Annotated in this window: 17 protein-coding genes and 1 other RNA gene; 11 read left to right on the top strand and 7 right to left on the bottom strand. The window is 64.3% G+C overall.

Translation table 11 applies throughout. The annotated features are described in order from the left end of the window. Positions 1-4 precede the first annotated feature (4 nt). From LBK75_06965 to LBK75_06955, 3 genes are all read left to right on the top strand, one after another. Positions 5-2,230 carry an ATP-dependent RecD-like DNA helicase gene (locus tag LBK75_06965; GenBank protein ID MDR1158033.1) on the top strand — a complete coding sequence of 742 codons (2,226 nt, stop codon included), beginning with the start codon at positions 5-7 and terminating at the stop codon, positions 2,228-2,230. A 236-nt stretch (positions 2,231-2,466) separates the two neighbouring features. After that, positions 2,467-2,709 carry a DUF6514 family protein gene (locus tag LBK75_06960; protein ID MDR1158032.1) on the top strand — a complete coding sequence of 81 codons (243 nt, stop codon included), beginning with the start codon at positions 2,467-2,469 and terminating at the stop codon, positions 2,707-2,709. Between the two features lie 257 nt (positions 2,710-2,966). Further along, positions 2,967-3,635, top strand: a complete 669-nt coding sequence (locus LBK75_06955; GenBank protein ID MDR1158031.1) for a ComF family protein — start codon at positions 2,967-2,969, stop codon at positions 3,633-3,635. Between the two features lie 150 nt (positions 3,636-3,785). On the opposite strand, the gene amt is transcribed toward LBK75_06955, so the two are convergent. Beyond that, positions 3,786-5,519 carry an ammonium transporter gene (amt, locus tag LBK75_06950; protein ID MDR1158030.1) on the bottom strand — a complete coding sequence of 578 codons (1,734 nt, stop codon included), beginning with the start codon at positions 5,517-5,519 and terminating at the stop codon, positions 3,786-3,788. A 423-nt stretch (positions 5,520-5,942) separates the two neighbouring features. Between amt and LBK75_06945 the strand changes: the two genes are divergently transcribed. The 6 genes from LBK75_06945 (at position 5,943) to LBK75_06920 (ending at position 11,818) form a co-directional block, all read left to right on the top strand. Beyond that, complete coding sequence (locus tag LBK75_06945; GenBank protein MDR1158029.1) at positions 5,943-6,299, top strand: hypothetical protein; 357 nt, start codon at positions 5,943-5,945, stop codon at positions 6,297-6,299. A gap of 81 nt (positions 6,300-6,380) precedes the next feature. Continuing rightward, on the top strand, positions 6,381-6,947 hold the full coding sequence (locus tag LBK75_06940; GenBank protein MDR1158028.1) for an NUDIX hydrolase: 567 nt from the start codon (positions 6,381-6,383) through the stop codon (positions 6,945-6,947). A gap of 130 nt (positions 6,948-7,077) precedes the next feature. Then, positions 7,078-7,791: a response regulator transcription factor gene (locus LBK75_06935; protein ID MDR1158027.1), complete on the top strand. Its 714-nt coding sequence runs from the start codon at positions 7,078-7,080 to the stop codon at positions 7,789-7,791. Between the two features lie 47 nt (positions 7,792-7,838). Beyond that, positions 7,839-9,602, top strand: coding sequence for a cell wall metabolism sensor histidine kinase WalK (locus LBK75_06930; GenBank protein ID MDR1158026.1), 1,764 nt, complete (start codon positions 7,839-7,841; stop codon positions 9,600-9,602). Further along, a complete protein-coding gene (locus LBK75_06925) occupies positions 9,599-10,897 on the top strand; it encodes a hypothetical protein (protein MDR1158025.1) in 1,299 nt (432 codons plus the stop codon). Before LBK75_06930 ends, LBK75_06925 begins: the two co-directional genes overlap by 4 nt. 84 nt (positions 10,898-10,981) lie before the next feature. Beyond that, positions 10,982-11,818 (top strand): hypothetical protein, encoded by an 837-nt coding sequence (locus LBK75_06920; GenBank protein ID MDR1158024.1) that lies wholly within the window; start codon positions 10,982-10,984, stop codon positions 11,816-11,818. Between the two features lie 151 nt (positions 11,819-11,969). Here the strand turns inward: LBK75_06920 and recR are convergent, their stop codons facing one another. From recR to LBK75_06890, 6 genes are all read right to left on the bottom strand, one after another. Beyond that, positions 11,970-12,548, bottom strand: a complete 579-nt coding sequence (gene recR, locus LBK75_06915) for a recombination mediator RecR (protein ID MDR1158023.1) — start codon at positions 12,546-12,548, stop codon at positions 11,970-11,972. Between the two features lie 75 nt (positions 12,549-12,623). Next, entirely contained in the window at positions 12,624-12,953 is a 330-nt protein-coding gene (locus LBK75_06910) for a YbaB/EbfC family nucleoid-associated protein (protein ID MDR1158022.1), read from the bottom strand. A gap of 51 nt (positions 12,954-13,004) precedes the next feature. Next, the gene (dnaX, locus tag LBK75_06905; GenBank protein ID MDR1158021.1) at positions 13,005-14,654 is read right to left on the bottom strand and encodes a DNA polymerase III subunit gamma/tau; all 1,650 of its coding nucleotides are present in this window, start codon (positions 14,652-14,654) and stop codon (positions 13,005-13,007) included. Positions 14,655-14,688: 34 nt separating this feature from the next. Continuing rightward, positions 14,689-14,954: signal recognition particle sRNA large type (gene ffs / locus LBK75_06900), an RNA gene on the bottom strand. A gap of 83 nt (positions 14,955-15,037) precedes the next feature. Further along, a complete protein-coding gene (locus LBK75_06895; protein MDR1158020.1) occupies positions 15,038-15,355 on the bottom strand; it encodes an EscU/YscU/HrcU family type III secretion system export apparatus switch protein in 318 nt (105 codons plus the stop codon). A 45-nt stretch (positions 15,356-15,400) separates the two neighbouring features. Further along, positions 15,401-17,266, bottom strand: coding sequence for a flagellar hook-length control protein FliK (locus LBK75_06890; protein ID MDR1158019.1), 1,866 nt, complete (start codon positions 17,264-17,266; stop codon positions 15,401-15,403). A 258-nt stretch (positions 17,267-17,524) separates the two neighbouring features. On the opposite strand from LBK75_06890, the gene rsmA reads away from it, so the two are divergent. Both rsmA and LBK75_06880 read left to right on the top strand, forming a co-directional pair. Beyond that, on the top strand, positions 17,525-18,427 hold the full coding sequence (gene rsmA / locus LBK75_06885) for a 16S rRNA (adenine(1518)-N(6)/adenine(1519)-N(6))-dimethyltransferase RsmA (protein ID MDR1158018.1): 903 nt from the start codon (positions 17,525-17,527) through the stop codon (positions 18,425-18,427). Between the two features lie 43 nt (positions 18,428-18,470). Beyond that, complete coding sequence (locus tag LBK75_06880; GenBank protein MDR1158017.1) at positions 18,471-19,667, top strand: ribose-phosphate pyrophosphokinase; 1,197 nt, start codon at positions 18,471-18,473, stop codon at positions 19,665-19,667. Positions 19,668-19,725 lie beyond the last annotated feature (58 nt).

The raw sequence follows: 19,725 nt of genomic DNA, 5'->3' as shown, positions 1-19,725 counted from the left end.
GCCCATGGAGCATCAGACAGAGACGGTGATCTCGGGCGAGGTGTCCGCCGTGGTCTATGCCGGTAAGCGCACCGGATACGGAGTGATCCGGGTGCGCGGCGGGTCGGAGGACGAGATCACCGTGGTCGGATACCTGCCGGACCCGGCGCCCGGTGAACGGATCGAGGCCCGGGGCGCCTGGACGACACACCCGCAGTACGGCCCCCAGTTCAAAGCCGACGCCATCGTCCGGACCCTGCCGGCAGAGGCGTCGGCCATTTTGGACTACCTCTCCGCCCGTGTCGTGCCCGGCATCGGCGCGGCCACTGCGGCGCGGCTCGTGGCCCGCTTCGGGGCCGAGACGCTGACCATCCTCGGCACGGCCCCCGAGCGGCTGAGCGAGGTCTCCGGCATCACGCCCCGGCGCGCGGCCGCCATCGGCGAGGCCTTCGCCAAACAGCACGGCGTACGGCGGCTGATGGAGTTTTTGAGCGGGTACGGGCTGCCGCTCCATCTGGCCACCCGCCTCGCCGAGCACTACGGCGCCGCGGCCGTCGAGGCAGTGCGAGCCGACCCCTATCTGTTGGTGTCCGAACCGTTTGCCGTGTCCTTCTCCAAGGCGGATGAGCTGGCGTTGGCCCTGCACTTCGACGGGGACGACCCTCGTCGCGTGCGGGCGGCTGTGCGCTTCGAACTCATGTTCAACGCGGAGGAGGGACATGTCTTCCTCCCCGAGATCAAATTGATCGAGTCCACCGTCCGCTTCATCGGCGTCGACGCGGGCACGGCGTACGAAGCGCTCGAAGCGCTGGCGGTGGAGGGCGCCGTGATCCGGACCGCAGTGGGGCGCATCGACGCCTGTTATCTGGCGGAACTCCGCGAGGCGGAGGTGACGGTGGCCAGACAAGTGGCCGCCCGGTGCACGCCGCTGCCCCCCCCGGGGGACTTGGATGCGCTGATCGACGCGGTGCAGGCCGCGGCCGGCGTCGACTACGCCAAGGCGCAGCGTGAAGCCCTTTGCCTCGCGGCGCAGAGCCGCGTCATGCTGCTGACCGGCGGACCCGGCACGGGCAAGACCACCACGCTGCGCGCGATGCTGGATCTCTTCGACCGGCTGGGACTCTCCTGCGCGCTGGCCGCGCCCACCGGGCGGGCCGCGAAACGGATGAGCGAGGTCACCGGGCGGGAGGCCCGGACGCTCCACCGCCTGTTGGAGATCGGCTTTAACCCGGAGACCGGGCGGCAGGGCTTTGTCCACGACGCTGCGGCGCCGCTTCGGACCGATGTGGTGGTGATCGACGAGATGTCGATGGTTGACACCCTGCTGATGCGGGCGCTGGTGGAGGCCTTGCCGGAGAAGGGGCGGCTCGTGATGGTGGGCGACCCGGACCAACTGCCGTCGGTGGGCCCGGGCCTTGTGCTCTCCGACCTGTTGGCGAGCGGCCGGGTGCCGTCCGTCCGCCTGACGGAGATCTTCCGGCAGGCCGGCCAGAGCCAGATCGTGCGGCGGGCGCATGAGGTAAACCGGGGCGCGCTCTCCCCGTTGCGCGGCGCGCGCGGCAAAGACGAGGATTTCTTTTTTCTCTCTCGGTGCGCGCCGGAGGACGCGCTGGTCACGATCCTTGACCTGTGTGCCCGGCGTCTCCCTCAGAACCTGGGCCTCGCGCCGGCCATGCTCCAGGTAATTTCGCCCACGCGCCGGGGCGTCACAGGCACCGTGAACCTCAACCGCCACTTGCAGGAGGCGTTGAATCCGCCGTCGCCGGAACGGCCGGAACATCGTTTCGGCGCCCAGATCTTCCGCGTGGGGGACAGGATCATGCAGATCAAAAACAACTATGACCTCGTCTGGAAACAAGTGGAGGGGCCGGGCGGGGGGCTCGGTGTTTTCAACGGCGATACCGGTGTCGTCGTGGCGTTGGACGTGCGGGCGGAGCGGCTCACCGTGCGTTTCGACGACGACCGGCTGGCTGTCTATCCCTTCGACAGGCTCGGAGAATTGGAGCCTGCCTGGGCGGTGACGGTGCACAAGGCGCAGGGCAGCGAATACCCCGCCGTGATTCTGGCCGCCCTGCCCGGCCCGCCGATGCTCATGAACCGCCGGGTGCTGTACACGGCCGTCACGCGGGCCCGGCGCTGGCTGATCGCCGTGGGCAGTGAAGACACCCTGCGCGCCATGGCCCAAAACCACCGTGAAACCCATCGCTACACAGGACTGACGGAACAGCTGATCATTGACTGTGGAGAATGATTTGGGTGTTGATACGACGACATCTTGGGCGTGGCCTGAGATATCGTCGTATTTTTTTGGTGAAATGGTCCAGGTGCTAAATTACCATTAATTACCATATATAAATTCTCAAGCATTTTCCATTTGGGTCTGTTTCGCGCTTTGGCGGTGTGATAAAACGAAGATGTATCAGACGCGTCGAAGGCGCGGGTATGGGATCTTGTATACATACAGAGGATGGAAAGGAGTTGAACAGCATGGATACCTGCAACACAGGCGTGCCCGTTTGGCGCTACCACGTCGTTCCCGAGACGGCGCAGAATCCGGAACTCGGGCAGTACCACACATACGGCATACATATCGAGGGAGCGGAGTGCGACCAGACGGTTCACGACGTCGCCGTCTCTCGGGAGACAGCCGCCCGGATCGCGGAGCTCTGCAACCGCAACGGTCTCTCACCGGTGCACTTCCGGGATGTTTTAGACGACTTGCTGCCCTGAGAGACGGCTCGATGATCTCTGCGGACGTATGGCGTTCAAAAGACAAGCAAGCGTTCGCAGGTGATTGTTTGGCGGTTTTGGCAGTCCTCAAGACCTTGACGGGTCGGTGCGTCCGTGATAGCATGGGTTGGGTCGAGAGGGGCGGCGCCCCTCCTGGGCCGGAACTCAGGGGTTCTCTCACGACCGGTTTTGGCGCCTGACGCTGCGTCCGACACCAAAACCGGCGATGAGAGGGACCCCTTCGCGGAGGAGATGCCATGCTGTCGTCCGTGCTGGACCTGTTGGTCCCGCCGCGCTGCCTGCTTTGCGGGCGCCTGAGACCGGCCGGCGGCGCCGGGTGTGGGTTTTGCCCGACGTGTGAGAACGCTCTGCTTCGCGTGCCGGCAGGGTGGGTGGTTCCGCTCGGCCGCGTGGTCTGCGCGGCGCCGTTTTACTACGAGGGCGCCGTGCGCGAGGCGTTGCACCGGTTCAAATTCCAGGGAGTGCGCGCGGTGGCGCGCCCGCTGGCGGCCGCCATGACCGGCGCGGCCGGCCACCTGCCGCCGGGGCAGTGGGACGCTGTCACCTGGGTGCCGGTCAGCCCCCGCCGGCGGCGGGAGCGCGGCTATGACCACGCCTTTCTGCTGGCCAGGGAAACCGCCGCGCGGCTCGGGCTCAGGCCGGTGCGCACTCTGCGCAAAGTGCGCCATACCATCAGCCAGAACAAATTGGCCGGCGATGCAGCCGCGCGCGCGGAGAACGTCCGCGGCGCGTTTGCCGCCGACGGGGCCGCGCGGGGCCGGCGCTGGCTGCTCATCGACGACATCCTGACCTCAGGTGCGACATTGCGCGCCTGTACGGATGCTCTGTATGCCGCCGGCGCCGCCGGCGTCTTCTGCCTCACCGCCGCCAAGGCTCGCCGGCTCCGGGAAGTGCGCGGGCCGTGAACAAAGCGCCGCGCTGTAAGCGAGACAAACCTCCAAGAAGAAGACCGAAAAGAAGGATTGACATGCGAGAGTCCCCCCGCCGCGCGGCGGGGGGACTCTCGCATGCTGCAAAATGGCGCGCTTGACAGCCGGCCACAAATGATCTTCAGTTTACACTTCATCCTGTAAGGCGTCGTAGCCTTCTTCGCCGGTACGGACTTTTATCACATTTTCCACATTGTTGATAAAAAGCTTGCCGTCGCCAATATTTCCAGTGTAAAGCGCCCGTTTAACCACGTCCACTAGCGTAGGCACAGGCACTTTGCAGATGACAATATCCAGTTGCACTTTGGGCAGCAATTTGGTTTCCACAGGCGTGCCGCGGTAATATTCTTTGGGATGACCTTTTTGCATACCGTATCCCATTACGCTGGTGATCGTCATACCGGTAATGCCAATAGCGTCTAAAGATTCCTGCAGTTTGGACATTCGATCATATCCGGTGATGATGGAGACCTTTGTAATTTTTGCGCCCGGATCCGCCGTGTTGACAATCGGGATGGCTTGTGCTGCGGGAATCACCGGCTTGGGCGGACTGACGGCAATCACTTCGTCGCCATCTGTCAGAAGATTCACTGCCGCCGCAAAGTCGGGATACGCTTTGTTGCCGTGCTCACCAATATCAAGACCCTCTATCTCTTCCTGAGCGGTTACACGAATGCCGATGGTTTTTTTCAAAACGAACCATACCAGCGCAGAGGTCGCAAATCCAAAAACGGCAACGGCAAAAACACCAAGCGCCTGAATACCAAGCAATCCAAAACCTCCGTCATAAAAAAGACCGTTGGCGGGTGACAAGGTGGTTATGCCTTCTTCTGCAAAGAGGCCGATCGCGAGTGAGCCCAAAATACCACACACCAGATGAACGCTGGTTGCGCCAACCGGGTCGTCCACTTTGGCCTTGTCAAACGCAAGAACCGCAAACACCACCACAATACCGCCAATCGCGCCAAGGAGCAGTGAGACCGGAATGCTCACGTAGGCCGCGCCGGGCGTAATAATGACCAAACCCGCGAGACAGCCATTGATGGTCATGCCGAGATCTGGTTTGCCGATTTTGAGCCAGCTGGTTATCGTGGACAGTAAGATGCCGGCGATGGCCGCCGTGTTCGTCGTAAGCAGCACATGAGCCACGTCGCCCGGATTTGCAAAGCTTAGCGTAGAACCGGGGTTGAAACCAAACCAACCAAGCCACAGCACAAATACGCCGATAACCGCCAAACTCATATTGTGCCCGGGAATCGCCCTGGGCTTGCCGTCTTTGCCATATTTACCGATGCGTGGTCCAAGAATGATAGCGCCCGCCAAGGCTGCCCAGCCACCCAGGGAATGTACCACGGTGCCCCCGGCAAAATCTTGGAATCCAAGATTTGCCAGCCAGCCGCCGCCCCAAATCCAGTGGCCGATGACAGGATAAATGATCAATGTCAAGGCAAACGAAAAGACAATAAAAGCTACGTATTTCACGCGTTCTGCGACTGCGCCGGAAACGATTGTGGCTGCTGTACCGCAAAACACAAGCAGCCAGAAAAACTTGATCCAAAACGCAATTGGAGAGCCCAAAAGTAAAGTGTCAGAATTGGTGTAATATTCGGGAATGCCGCTGAGGATCCAAATATTCTGTGTACCAATGAAAGGATTGCCGCCGCCAAACATCAGGCCAAAGCCCAACAACATGAAACCGAGCGAGGAAACAGCGAACACGATAAAGTTTTTGCTGAGGATGTTGACTGCATTTTTCGAACGGGCCATTCCTGATTCTACCGACGCGAAACCAAGGTTCATCCAAAAAACCAAAAACGCCGCCAGCGATACCCAAAGGGTATCAATAATAACTTGAGACATATGCACCTTTCCTTCCCTTTTGAAATTGTATAAAATTATATAAAAACAAAGGCGCCGTGCATTCCGTTTTGGAATGCGCAGCGCCTTTGCTACGTTCTAATTATAAAAGATAACACATCATTTGTGTTTTGTCAATCAAATTTTTTTGCAAGCTTGTATTCCTTTTTTTGCCAGATCGCCCGACTCAGCACGAATGCGGTTGTGCGGCGGCTCCTGCTCTTCAGGCAGCGCAAAAGGCCGGGCAAGCTGGGATGCCCGACCTCTGCGCTTGATTTCCCCATGGTCCCGCCGGGTGTTGGAGGTCACCCGACGAAACGGAGTGTGAAGCATAGCGATGTAAAAAATTGAAGGAGGCCGCCCATTGCGGGACAGAGACTGGCGGGGGTGGGGCAGGGGGTCGCTCATCTGTCAAAAAGAAACTTTTTGAGTGAAGCGGCGGCCCCGCTGCCGCATGCCCTCTTGCGAAGAATAAAAATTGCTCTGCGCGGGTTTAAATATATCGTTGCCCATCCCTCTGAGTTGATGTTGTCCGGCCCGACCGGCCGGTACAAAGTGTGGGTGTTTGCTGTTTACAATCTTATTTTACCTGCTTTTTCAGCAGAATCCTACTACCCCAACGGGTGGTTTTTCCTGTTTTGCCTCCAGAATTCGGGTGAGAAATGGGTAGAGAATCCAGTTGTTTCCTTCCGCGGCCGCGGGAAAACATGGAGAGAAAATGCAGAAAACCCCGAAAAACACCCTGGTAAAGCCCGAAAAGAACCGGCGCCGCGCCGCGCATGAAGTTATTGGAGGCGCCCGATTGAGAAACGCCGGGAAAAGGTGTATAATAAAAAAAGAATGGGGCAAAGGAGGTGTCGGCCATTGGATCTCCGAGAGACGCCCCTCGGGGGCGAGATCCTGTATCGGGGCAAGATTGTCGATGTGCGGGTGGACCGGGTGGCGCTGCCGGACGGCAAGGAGGCCACCCGCGAAGTGGTGGTGCACCCCGGCGGCGTCGCCGTTGTGGCGGTGACGCGGGACCGCCGGGTGGTGGCGGTGCGCCAGTACCGTTATCCGATGGGGGAGGTTTTGCTGGAAATCCCCGCCGGCAAGCTGGAGCCGGGCGAGGACCCGGCCGACGGCGGCCGGCGCGAGTTGCTGGAGGAGACAGGCTACACCCCCGGACGCTACGAGCCGCTCGGCGTTCTCTACCCGACACCGGGGTACTGCCAGGAAAAATTGCATCTTTTTTTGGCTACGGACCTCACCCAGGCGGGGGCCAACCCGGACGAGGACGAGTGGCTGGAGGTTGTCCATGTGCCGCTCGACGAGATGATGGCCCGCATTTTAGACGGGCGGGTCCGTGACGCCAAGACCATTGCCGGCGTTTTGATGGCCCGCGGCCGGCTGTCGGACGCGGCGTCCGGCGCGGCGCCGGACACGAAATGACCGGAGACGTCCAAAAGTCAGAGATTGAGGTGAGTACCTTGTTGCCGCGAAGCGGCAACAAAAAACAAGAATTTGGGTTGTGGGTTGCAGGTGCAACCCACGTTAGAGGTTATGGAAAGAGGGGAATGAGATGGGTGCCGCGCAGCGGTGCATTTTGATCGTGGAGGACGAGCCCGCGATTGTTGACATTTTGTCTTTCAACTTGGCGCGGGCGGGGTATGCGCCCCTCACGGCGCCGGACGGAGCGGCGGGCCTCGCCATGGCCGTGGAGAAGAATCCAGACCTTGTGCTACTGGATGTCATGCTGCCCCGGCTGGACGGCTTCGAGGTATGCCGCCGGTTGCGCGCCGGCGGGTTCAACGCTCCTATTTTGATGTTGACTGCCCGCGAGGAGGAGACAGACAAGGTGCTGGGGCTGGAACTCGGTGCCGACGATTACATCACCAAGCCGTTTTCGATGCGGGAACTGCTGGCGCGCGTGCGGGCCAACATCCGCCGTACGGCCATCGCGGACGCCCCCGCCCCCCCGGGCGAATCCGTCCTTACGGCGGGGAACATCGCGCTCCACCCGGGGCGCATGGAAGTCACAAAGCAGGGGCGGACGCTGCTGCTTTCCCAGCGGGAGTACGACCTGCTGCATTTCTTTATGCGCCACCCGGACAATGTGTTTACGCGTGAGGAGCTCATGGAGAAAGTCTGGAACTACGAATATTACGGTGACTTGCGCACTGTGGATGTAGCTGTACGCCGGCTGCGGGAAAAGATCGAGGACAACCCCAGCGACCCCGTTCTTTTGCTGACCCGCCGCGGCGCCGGCTATCTGTTTGCCGGCGCGCCCCGATGACAGGGCTCGGCGCGACGGTTTGAAAGAGGGGAAGGCGGTGACGTCCGGTGTTTCGCAGCCTGCGCGCCCGACTCGTGCTGTTTATGCTGCTGCTGATTGTCCTGATGATGTCCGTGGTGGGGACGTTCCTCATCAACAGCGTCGCGCGTTTTCAGCTTGAGAACTTTGTCAGCACGATGTCGGATACGTTTTCAAACAACGAGGACTTCGCTGCCAGCCTCTATGCCGCCGCCGACCAGGGGGCCGACGCGCCGGCCCGCCTCAAGGAGGTGCTGCGCGCCTTTTCGGGGGTGTTGGGCATCGACACGGGGCAGCGCAACTACTATATTCTAGATGCCGTGTCCGGCGCCTTTCTGGACGGCTCCGATCAGGAGGCCGGCGAGCGGTTGGCGCTCACGCCCACCATTTTGCGGGCGATGAGTACAAAATCGCCCCAGTATTCTCAGCGTGCGGGCGATCCCTACTTGGACGTCGCGGTTCCCGTCGGGCCGCAGCCGGCGTACATTGTCTACATCAAAGACACCAAAGACAGCATGCAGGCATTGATCATCCAGCTTTTCACCATCATTGTGGAGGCGCTGGTGGTCGGGCTGCTTTTTGCCTGTCTGCTCTCGTTTGTGTTCTCCAAGGCCATCACGATGCCGTTGGAGGACCTGACCCGGGGCGCCACGCTGATGGCCTCCGGAGATTTCACGCACGAGCTTACGGTGCGTTCGACCGACGAGATAGGCGTGCTCACGGGGACGTTCAACCACATGGCCGACGTCCTGCGGCGGACGCTGGAGGAGGTCGGTTCGGAGCGCGACAAGCTGGGCACGCTGTTTCTTCACATGAAGGACGGCGTGGCCGCCTTTTCCGAGGAGGGCTGTCCTATCCAGGCGAACCCCGCCGCCGAAACCATGCTGGGGATCCCCTTTGACAAGATGTGCTCTTACGATGAGGTGCTGGGGAGGTTGGCGCCGCTGGGAGAGGTGCTCTCGGTGGGCCAGCCGCGCGTGCTGCAGCGGGAATATGTAAACCGGGGACGCACGCTGCAGGTCTCTCTGGCTCCTTTTGGCGGTGCGGACGCCGAGGGCGTCATGGCGGTTATCCACGACGTGACCGAGCAAAAAAAGCTGGACGAGATGCGCCGGGAATTTGTCTCCAATGTGTCGCACGAGCTGCGCACGCCGCTCACAAACATCCGCAGTTATGCCGAGACGCTCTCCGAAGCGGAGGACCTGCCGCACGACACCGCCCGCTCCTTCTCTCAGGTCATCCTGAACGAGGCGGAGCGCATGAGCCGCATCGTGCGGGACCTGCTGACGCTCTCCCGGTTCGACTACGGCAAGATGGACTGGCATTTTGAGCCCTGCCCCCTCGCCGACGTGCTGAAAAACACCTACGACGCCATGCGGATGGAGGCGCGCAAAAAGGGGCACGACGTCACGCTGGAGTTTGTCAGCATGCTTCCCGACATTGTGGCCGACCGGGCGCGGATCGAGCAGGTGATTGTCAACGTGCTCTCGAACGCCATCAAATACACGCCGGACGGCGGCCGGATCGAGATGGCGGCCGGCGCGGCCGGGGACGGCGTGTGGGTTAGCGTGAAGGACAACGGGATCGGGGTTCCGCCGGAGGATATGCCCCGTCTTTTCGAGCGGTTCTACCGTGTGGATCGCGCCCGTTCCCGCCAGTCGGGCGGCACCGGACTGGGGCTTTCCATCGCCCGGGAGATTGTCGACGCCCACGGCGGCGAGATCCAAATCGACAGCACGCTGGGCGAGGGGACATGCGTCACCGTCCGCCTGCCGCTGAGGGTGGAGCCATGAGGGCGCGTGCGGCGGAACTCGGCAAGACGCTGCTGATCTGGGTGCTGCTGCTCAGTCTGCTGTGGCTCACGGGGCTCGCCTGGGTGTATGACGACAGCCTGCTGGACGCGCCCGCGCTCGCCTGGGTGTCCGACGCCAAGCGTTTGCTCGGGTTCAGCGGGACCGCGCCGGATCCGATTGCTCCGCCGGACGGCCGCGTCGCGCGGGAAGCCGCCCGGCCTGTGCGCGTCGCCGTGATGCAAGCCGGAGCGCGTCTCGGCGCCCAGTACGCGCCGGAGACGGTAAACGCCCTGTACGAGCGGTTGAAGAACATCATGGGCGAGGCGATCGGCTCGGCCGCGCCGCCGCGCCGGCAGACGCGGGCGGAGTGGGAGCGGGCGCTGGCGTACGACAGCGTATACTGGGAATATGCCGCCGCCGTGCCGCTGTCGGTGCTGGCCGAGTGGCTGTCCGTGGCGCCGCCGGCGGGGTTCGACGCGCCGGTGCGCCGCTTCTTTCTCTCAAACCGAGACGGGGCGCTGGCGCTGTTCTTCCTCAACGAGGAGAGCCTTGTGCCTTATGTCAGCGATACGGCGCTGACCTTCGAACCGGTCGACACCTCGGGGTTGTCGCCCTGCCGCTTCGCCTTCGAGGCGGGGGGCGGGGCGCTGGCGCGTGCTCCCGACACCCTGATGTTTGACGCGCCGCCCGTGCTCATGGCCGTCCGCTGCGAGGCGCCGGCGCTAGTGCCGGCGGAGGCGGAGATAGAGGCCTTCCTGCGCGGTCTGCGCGTCAATCCGGACACCCCCGCGCACTACACGGAACCGGACGGTACCGCCGTCTATATGGACGACCCGCGCATCTGCCGCTTCTCGCCGGACGGCGTTGTCCGCTACCGGGCCCACGGGGCGGCGGACGGCGCTGTCTCCGACACGCCGGCCGGTCGGATCGAGGCGGCGCGCGCGTTGCTGGAGACACTCGCGCCGCTGCTGGGCGACGCCCGGTTCTCTTTGAGCGGCTGCGTGCAGGAGGAGGATAGGTTCGTGGTGGATTTCGACTACGAGACGCAGGGCGCCGCCGTCCTGCCGCCGGCCGGGGATCCGGCGGCGCGCGTCGTGTTGAGCGGCGGGGTCATCTCGGAGGTCACCGTGCGGGTCCGCCGTTTTACACAAACGGACGAGCGGGTCGATCTCATGCCGGAGTCTCTGGCCTACCGTCTATTCGCGGATCGCATCCCGGTGCGCACCTTTGCCTTGGAAGTCTGTTTCGCGGACGGCACAGGCCTGCAGGCGCCTCGCTGGTATGGAAAAAATTAACAATTACTGGGAATCTATATAGATTTTATTGCAATATATTGCGACAAAATTGTATATTTTCGTATGTTTTGGGTGGGGTTTGAGATGAATTGGCCGAAGATCAAGTGGCTTTTGATCGTTTGCCTGCTGTTTGGGAATCTTTTGATGGGCGGAGTCTATTATGCCCGCCGCGAAGAGACGCGGCACACCGGGACGCAGATGTGGGCCGATCTGACTGCGCTGTTGGCGGCGCAGGGTGTGATGCTGAGCCAGGAGGGGGTTCCTCTGCCCGAGGAGCGCGTCGAGGTCCACTACCTGCCGCGCGACACAGACCGGGAGGCGGCGTTGGCGGTCCGCTTTTTGGGGGCCGCCGCTCCGGTCGACCAAGGTGGATACATCACGCTCTACACGGGCGGGGCGGGGTGGATGCAGTTTCGCGGCGGCGGCCTCTTTTCGCTGGAATACGAAACGCCCCAAACGCCGGAGGACGACATCATGGAGGATGCGCGGCGCCTGTTGACAAACGCCGGTTTTTTGACCCGCGAGAGCGAGGAACCGCTCCCGTCCCTGGGGGACGCCGGGCTTATCACATTGCCCCAGAAAATAGCGGAGCGGCCGGTGTGGAACGCCTATGTGGCGCTGCGCTACGACGAGACGGGCGGCCTCGACAGCGTGTACGGCTGCTGGTTGTGGGGTGTGCTGCACCCCGCCGCCGGCGAACCGCCCGGACCGTCGACCGCCGAGGCGTTGCTTGCCCTGACGGACGCGCGGGCCGCGGCCGGACAACCCCTCACGCGCATCGAGTCGGCCCGGCTCGGCTTCGTCGCGGCGGCGGCGCCTCCGGATCTGACCCGGTTGGCTCCCTGGTGGCGCATCGTGACCGACCAGGGCGTCTTCTACGTGGACGAAAACCGCCGCGTGCATGAGATGCTGCCCATGTGAGGGCTTTGGGTACAACAATGTGGACGCCCATTTGAGCGCCCACACGAAAACCGCCTTTTTCGTTTAGTTTTTTGTTGCCGCGAAGCGGCAACAAAAAACAAGAATTTCTAATGTGGGTTGCAGGTGCAACCCACATTAGAAAAGGACCGATTCAGAGAGCCCGGCGTCCCTCCAGCGCGCGGGCCAGCGTGATTTCGTCGGCGTACTCCAAGTGCCCGCCCACGGGGATGCCGTAGGCCAGCCGCGTGATATGCACAGAGAAGGGGCGCAGCAGGCGCGCGATGTACAGCGCCGTCGCCTCGCCCTCGGTGTCGGGGTTGGTCGCCATGATGACTTCCTCGATGCCGCCCGCGCTCACCCGCCCAACGAGTTCCGCGATGCGGATGTCGTCCGGCCCCATGTGGCTCATCGGCGAGATCACGCCGTGCAGCACGTGGTAGCGCCCCTTGAATTCCCGGGTGCGCTCCAGCGCCGCCACGTCGCGCGGGTCCGCCACCACGCAGATGACAGACGGCGTGCGGTGCCCGCTTTGGCAGATGGGGCAGATCTCGCTGTCGGAGAGGTTCTGGCACACGCGGCAGCAACCGATGGCCCGCCGCGCCTCCCGGAGGGTATCGGCAAACGCCTCGACGTCCGAGGCAGGCAGGGACAGGACATGAAACGCCAGCCGCGCGGCCGATTTGCGTCCGATGCCGGGCAGGCGCGCGAACTGGTCGATGAGTGTTTCCATCAGCGGTGGATACGGCGTCAAAATAAACCCTCCTCCCGGCGCCGGCGGCGTCTAGGTGACACAGTACACTAGTGGTCAAAACGGCAGGCGAAGGCCGCCTGTGAAGCGCTGCATCGCCTGGGACATCTCGTCTTCGGCCATGTGAAGCGCCTCGCCCACCGCCGCTACGATGAGGTCCTGGAGCATCTCGATGTCCTCCGGGTCGACGACGTCCGGCTGCAGTGTCACCGACAGGAGCTGCCGCTTGCCGTCGGCCGCGGCGGTCACGGCGCCGCCGCCCGCGGACGCCGTGAAGATCTTGGCCTCGATCTCCTCCTGAACGCGCAACATATCCTGCTGCATTTTTTGCATCTGTTTCATCATATTGGCGCCGCCCATGCCGCCGCCCTGAAAATGTTTGGCCATCGGCCTTTCCTCCCTTCTCTCTTAGAAACTGCCGCGTGATCGCTTGCGAAATCAAGGTTCGACCCGGATCACGCCCTCGCCCCGGCGGAGCAGTGCCTCCAGCCGGTCAGCCGCCGGGGACGGCGGCAGGCCCGTGGAAACGGTGATCTCCACCGGATGCCCGAGGACATGCGCCGCCACACGGGCCAGCGTGTCGAGCAGGCCTTTGTCCCGCAGGCGTTCCAACTCGTGCGCCTCGACGGCGATGAGCAGTTCGTGAGCCCGGACGGTGAAGTGCGCCCCGCGCAGCAGCGCGGCGGAAAACAGGGAGATCTCTCCCCCAAGCGCCTGCAAAAACATGGCGGCGAAATCCGCCGGCGCCTCCGCGGCGTCTGCCTCCGCAGGGCCTGCCTTCACGCCGCTTGCCTCCGTGTCGCGCGTCTTTGTGTCGATGGTCTTTGCGCCGCCCGTCTCCGCGGCCGGTACGGCCGCGGGCGCCGCCGCCCCGGCGGCCGTCGGGGAAGGCGCCGTGGGCCCCGCCTCCGGCCGCGGACCGTAGCCGACCGCCGGCGTCGGGTGTGCGCCGAGCGTCTGTTCCAGGGCCGCCACGCGGGCTTCCAGCGCCGTCGCGTCGCCCGAGAGACGCTCGTCACAAAGCCGCAACAGACAGAGTTCCATGTCCACGCGCCGGTTGCCGCCGCGCGCCATCAGCCCCTGCGCCTCCTGGATGAAGGCGATCGCCGACAGCAGCCGGGCCCGCCCGAACTGCGCCGCGAGGGACTGCGCGGCGGCTCCGTCGATCTCGATCCCGGACAGGGACGGCAGATCCGAGGTGTACGCCGACAGCAGCAGATCCCGCAGCAGCACACAGAGCTCGTCCAACACCGAGGCCATGTCTCGTCCGGCCGCCACGAGATCGGCGAAGAGGGACAGCGCCCGCGCGGCCTCCCGTGCGGCCACGGCGGCGGCCAGATCGGAAATCTGTGTGAGGCCCGCCAACCCGAGCGCATCGCAGACGGCCGACTCGTCCACTTGGGTCGGCCCGGCGGTGACGCACTGGTCCAGCAGCGACAGCGCGTCGCGCAAAGATCCGTCCGCCAGCCGGGTCAGCAGCAGCGCGGCTTCCCCGGTGAGGGAGAAACCTTCTCCGGCGGCCACCGCGCGCAGCCGCGCTCCGATGTCGGCGGGGGCGATGCGGCGGAAGGCGAAACGTTGACAGCGGGACAAGATGGTGGCTGGTACCTTGTGCATCTCGGTGGTGGCCAGGATGAATAGCACGTGGGGCGGCGGTTCCTCCAGCACCGTGAGAAGCGCGTTGAACGCCCCGGAGGACAGCATATGGACCTCGTCGATGATATACACCCGGCGCTTCACGGCGGCGGGCGTGTAGACCAGCTCTTCCCGCAGCGCGCGGATGTTGTCCACCCCCGTATGGGAGGCGGCGTCCATCTCGACGACGTCCAAGACGCTGCCGTTTAAAATGCCGAGGCAGGAGGGGCATCGGTTGCAGGGGTCGCCCGCCACGGGCGCCTCGCAGTTGACGGCCCGGGCGAGGATTTTGGCGCACGTCGTCTTGCCTGTCCCCCGCGTGCCGGTGAACAGGTAGGCGTGTGACAGCCGCCCGGCCATACACTCGTTTTTCAGGGTCTCGGTGACATGCCGCTGGCCGACTACGTCGGCGAACACGAGCGGCCGCCATTTCCGATACAGCGCCTTGTACACGTGGCCCTCCCCGGGGCGTCGTTCTCCCGCAAGACCGCACACCCGCCGTTGAGGCGCGCGATCCGTCCGTTACCCGGGCCGCCGGCTCGGAGACGGCGCCCTTGCGGCACACGGGAGGCGCCGTTTAATGCTGCTCGGTTCCCCGCCTGACATGGTTCACGGGTTCCCGTTGCGCAAGACCGGCTCCTCATCGCTGCACACCCGGGGCTGACGACACATCGCGGCCCCGCCGGCGGGGATTCATCCCTGCTGAGGCGGGTTGCAGGTGACAGGGCACCGCCGGCTCCCCGACTAGTGCGGTCTTGCGGAAGAACGACTGCCAGATGCAATACATTGATTATACTATGAAACGTGCACAAAGGCAATGGGGCATTTTGCGGTCGTCAGCGCGTATCCGCGGGTCCCGTCCGCGTCCCGTCCGCCCCCAGTCTCCGGTCCATGTCGCAGACAAAGAGCAGGATCTGCGCCACGACGGCGTAGAGTTCGGGCGGGATTTCCCGTCCGAGGCCGATCTCGTTCAAAGTGTGCGCCAGTTCCGGGTCCATGTGGACGGGGACCTCGTGGGCGCGCGCCGTGTCGACGATGCGCGCCGCCGTGAGCCCGCGTCCGGCGGCCACCACGCGCGGCGCGTCGTCGTGTTCCGCGTCGAACTGCAGGGCGGCCGCCTCCCTGCGCAGCGGTCGCTCTTTCCACCGGGTCATCTTCAATCACGTCCCTTGCACCATTTTATCGAGGGCGCCGCCGCGTCAGGCCTGCCGGTCGAAGCGGTAGCGCCGGTCGAAGAACGCCCGGGCCTCCGCCACGGCCAGAGGGCCGGCGGCGGGCTCCAGCAGCTGAATGAAGGAGGAGCGGGTCAACCGATATCCGACGCCCGTGAGCAGGGCGCCGAGCTTCGGGGAGGCGGTCCGCGCCAGATCGGCCTGTTCCTTTGACGGCAGCCGAAAGTCGCACTCCACATGCTTCCCGATGACTTTGACAAGCGCCTCCACACGCCCCATGTGGGCGGTGTTGAGGGAGAGAAACAATGTGGCGTTTTTTGGGTCGAGCCGGCTGTGCGCGCCGTCGTCGCCGAAGACGTACAGTTCGGCCGTCGTCTCTTGCCCGTTCAGCGTGACCGGCCATTGGACCACGGCTGCGAAGTTGCCGAGCTGTTGCGTGAAGCGCACGCCGGCGGCAATGTCTCGCAGCGCCGCCTCCGCCTGCACCCGTTCGGCGGGCGGGCGGGCGGCGGCTTCCTCGCCCGCGGCGTGCAGCGTGTCGAGGAGACGCCGGGCCAGATCCGCATCCATCGCGCGGGGCAGTTCGTCGGCCTGTTCCGGCCGGATGTCTCGAAAGAGTCCGGTCAGCGCCGCGCGCAGGGGGGGGGCGTCTGTTTTGTCCGGAGCCCCTGGCGGCCTGGCGGCGCCGTTTGCCATACCTGTCTTGGCTGCCTCGGGCACATAGAGAGGCTTGACGGTCCCGGCGGCGCCGGCGGTCCCGGCGGTCCCAAATGTGCCGACGATACGGGCCAGATCGGCCGGGATGCGCCCGATCGCTGTCGCGCCCTCCGGCGCCGGGGCCGCAGGCGGGCGTGGGGCGGCGGCGTCCGCGTCCGCCTCAGATACGGCCATGGTTCCGGTCGGCCGGACCGCTGCCCCGGCGGCCGCTGCCGGCGGGGCTGGCTCGGCCCTATCGGCCGGCCACGGCGCCGCGGCCGGGTCGTTTGCCACCGCGCGGATCATCGCGCGCAGGGTGTCGATGTTTACCACCCCGGGCAGCCCGGTGCCCCCGGCCGGATCGGCCGCGGCGCCGCGGCCGAAGATGGCGAGGATCTCTGTCTCAAGTGAAGCCGCCGTGTGCGGGGAAATGGCCTCCCGGTGGACCGCGCCGCCTGAGATACGCTCGGCCGCGGCCGGTGCGGGCGGTACAGGGTTTGTCTCCGGCACGGCCGGCGGCGCCTCTGTCGCAGATCCGGGCGCGATGCCTCGAAGCACGTTCGCGGCGCCCGTACTGGCGGACGCCTGGCCGACCGCGGCGCGTCCGGCCAGAGGTGCGTCCGCGCGGCCGGCCATGTCCGCGGCGGGAAAAAGCAGATCGATCAGATCGATGAGCTGCCGGCCGAGCATCAGGTCCTGCCGGCTCATCCGGTTCAAAAAGGCGACGGACTGCTTGTCGAGGGGGATGTTGTGCGCCCGCAGGAACACGGCCTGTTCCGGGGTGATGTCGGGGATGGAGACGAGGGCCGAGGCCAGCCACCGGAACAAACGCTCCGCTGGCGGCAGACCGGCGTTCAGCATCGCCGAAACCAGGCGCACATTTTGAGGGGTCTGCCCGGCTTTCCACTGGTGCAGCAGCGAACGGGCGTCGGGGCGCCCGTCGGCCGCCTTTACCAGAAGCGTCCCGTCGGACTGCCCGGAGACGGTCAGCCACAGTGTGTCGCCGGGCGACGCCTGTAAGACGGTTTCACTGCGTGCCGACACAACCGCTCCGTCCGGCAGCCGGAGCGTGAGCTGCCGCCCGGCGGCGGTCAGCACCTCTGCTTCCAGCACGTTGCCCACAGCCGCAAAGCGGCCGTATTCCTGCGCGTCGGCCGGCGCCCGGCCGACCGGCGACATAGATGCATCGATCCTCATGACGAACCTCGTTTCTCTCCACGCGCCAAGCGGGGGCGTCCGCGCGCCCTCACTTTCCTCTACTATAGTATCGTGTGCCCACGCCCGCAAAATTACGTCCCGGCGCAGAAAAATCCTATCCCGAGGCGTTGTCAGCGTACCCTTGTTAGCGGGACCCAATTGACGCAGGGGAGGAATTTTGCTACAATACAGGGGGAACGCCCCGCCCGCCGGCGCCGCCGGCCGGCATTTTTGGTTGCCGGACGGAGGGAGGACGCCATGGGAGGAGAAGACGAGCGGCTGTGCGACGCGCGTTACATCCGCGCCCTGCTGGCCCGGTACGGGTTTCGTTTTTCCCGCGCGCGGGGGCAGAACTTCCTCACGGCGGACTGGGTGCCTCGGGCCATCGTACGGTGCGCAGGGCTGGACGGGACCCAAGACGTCTTTGAGGTGGGGCCCGGTTTGGGCGCGCTCACGCGCCCGCTGGCGCGGGCGGCCCGGCGCGTTGTGGCCGCCGAGGTGGATGTGTCGCTGCGGCCCGTGCTTGCCGAGACCCTGGCGGGGCTCGGCAATGTGGACGTGCTCTGGGCGGATGTGTTGACCCTGGACCTGCCGGCGCTGGTCGCCGCGCACTTTCCGGGCCGCCGCCCGGTGGTGTGCGCCAACCTCCCCTATGCCGTCACCACGCCGGTGCTCACGCGTCTGCTGGGGTCCGGGCTATTTGCGGCCCTGACGGTCATGGTGCAAAAAGAGGTGGCGCAGCGCCTGTGCGCCGACCCCGGCACGCCTGCGTACGGCGCTTTCTCTGTGTATGTGGGCGTCCATGCGCGCCCGGCCATTGCCTTCGACGTGCCGCCGGACGCGTTTTTGCCCCGGCCGCGCGTGACCTCCAGCGTCGTGCACATGGTCTGCCAAAAACGGCCGCTGCGCCGCGAGGATGTGTTTTTCCGGTTGGTGAGGGCCGCTTTCGGGCAGCGCCGCAAAACGCTGCAAAACGCGTTGGCGTCGGCCCTGCCGCTCCCGAAAGAGGAGCTGTCGGCGCTGATAGCCTCCTGCGGACTTGCGCCGTCGGTGCGGGGCGAGACGTTGGGGATACCGGAATTTGAGGCGCTTTCAGACGCCGTGGCGGCGTATGCGGGTCCGCTTTTGTCGCGGGGAGAAGACGCGAAAGGCCGACCCTGACGAAAAATGTGAGAAGCGTATGAGAAGAATAGAGGTGGGCACAATGATCTATGAAGAGACGCCTTCGCTGCCCTACGGAGCACTGGGAATTATTGGAATGCGTGGTTGCGAGGATATGATCTCCCGTATCGACTTTTATCTGACGCACTGGCGCTCGGAAGACGCCCAATCCGTGGGGCAGCTCACACTGGACGCGGCGCCGCCGACCTCCGACGAGGGCCGGTTTCAGGTGCGGGCCGCTTGTCCCCGGTTCAACACTGGCGAGGGCAAGGCGCTTATCCGGCAGTCGGTGCGTGGGTACGACCTGTATATCCTGACGGACATGTTCAATTACGGGGTCAGCTACTCCATGTACAACCAAGTGGTCCCGATGAGTCCGGACGACCACTTCCAGGACCTCAAGCGGATCATCGCGGCGGCCGGCGGGAAAGCCCGGCGCATCACGGTCATCATGCCCATGCTGTACGAGGGCCGCCAGCACCGCCGCTTCGCCCGCGAGTCGCTCGACTGCGCGCTGGCGCTGCAGGAGCTGACCACGATGGGTGTGGAAAACATCATCACCTTCGACGCCCACGACTCCCGCGTGCAAAACGCCGTGCCGCTCAAAGGGTTTGAGAATGTGCCGCCCACGTACCAGATGCTGAAGGCGCTTTTCAGGGCCTATCCGGATCTCATGGTGGACAAGGAGCATCTGATGGTGGTCTCCCCCGACGAGGGCGGCATGGCCCGATGCATCTTTTACTCGTCGGTGCTTGGCGTGGACCTCGGGATGTTTTATAAGCGGCGAGACTACACGCGCATGGAACATGGCCGCAACCCCATTGTGCGGCACGAATTTTTGGGTGATAACGTGGCGGGGAAGGATATCATCGTGGTGGACGACATGATTTCCTCCGGGGACTCCATCCTCAGCATCGCGAACATTTTGAAGTCGCTGGGCGCGCGCCGTATCCTGGTGTTTTGCACCTTCGGCCTCTTCTGCGAGGGGCTGTCCCGGTTTGACGAGGCGTATGAGAAGGGCGTCTTCGACAAGGTCTTCACCACAAATCTCATCTATCGCACCGATGCGTTGAAGGCGCGTCCCTGGTATCGGGAGGTGGACATGTCCAAGTACATCTCCTACATCATCGATACCCTCAACTACGACCGCTCTATCAGCGAGTTGCTGGAGCCGACCATGCGGATCCGCCGTCTGCTCCAGAGCCGCCGGCCTGTTACGGCCGAGCGGCCCCGCGCGTGAGGCGGCCGTTTTTGTTGCATTTGGGTGAGACGGAGCACCCGTTTGTCCGGGCGCGGGC

It is taken from the genome of Oscillospiraceae bacterium, from assembly GCA_031265355.1.
Taxonomy (GTDB): Bacteria; Bacillota; Clostridia; order Oscillospirales; family UBA929; genus JAIRTA01.
Note: the sequence above shows the minus strand (reverse complement) of the source record. Positions and strands in the feature narration are given on the sequence as shown.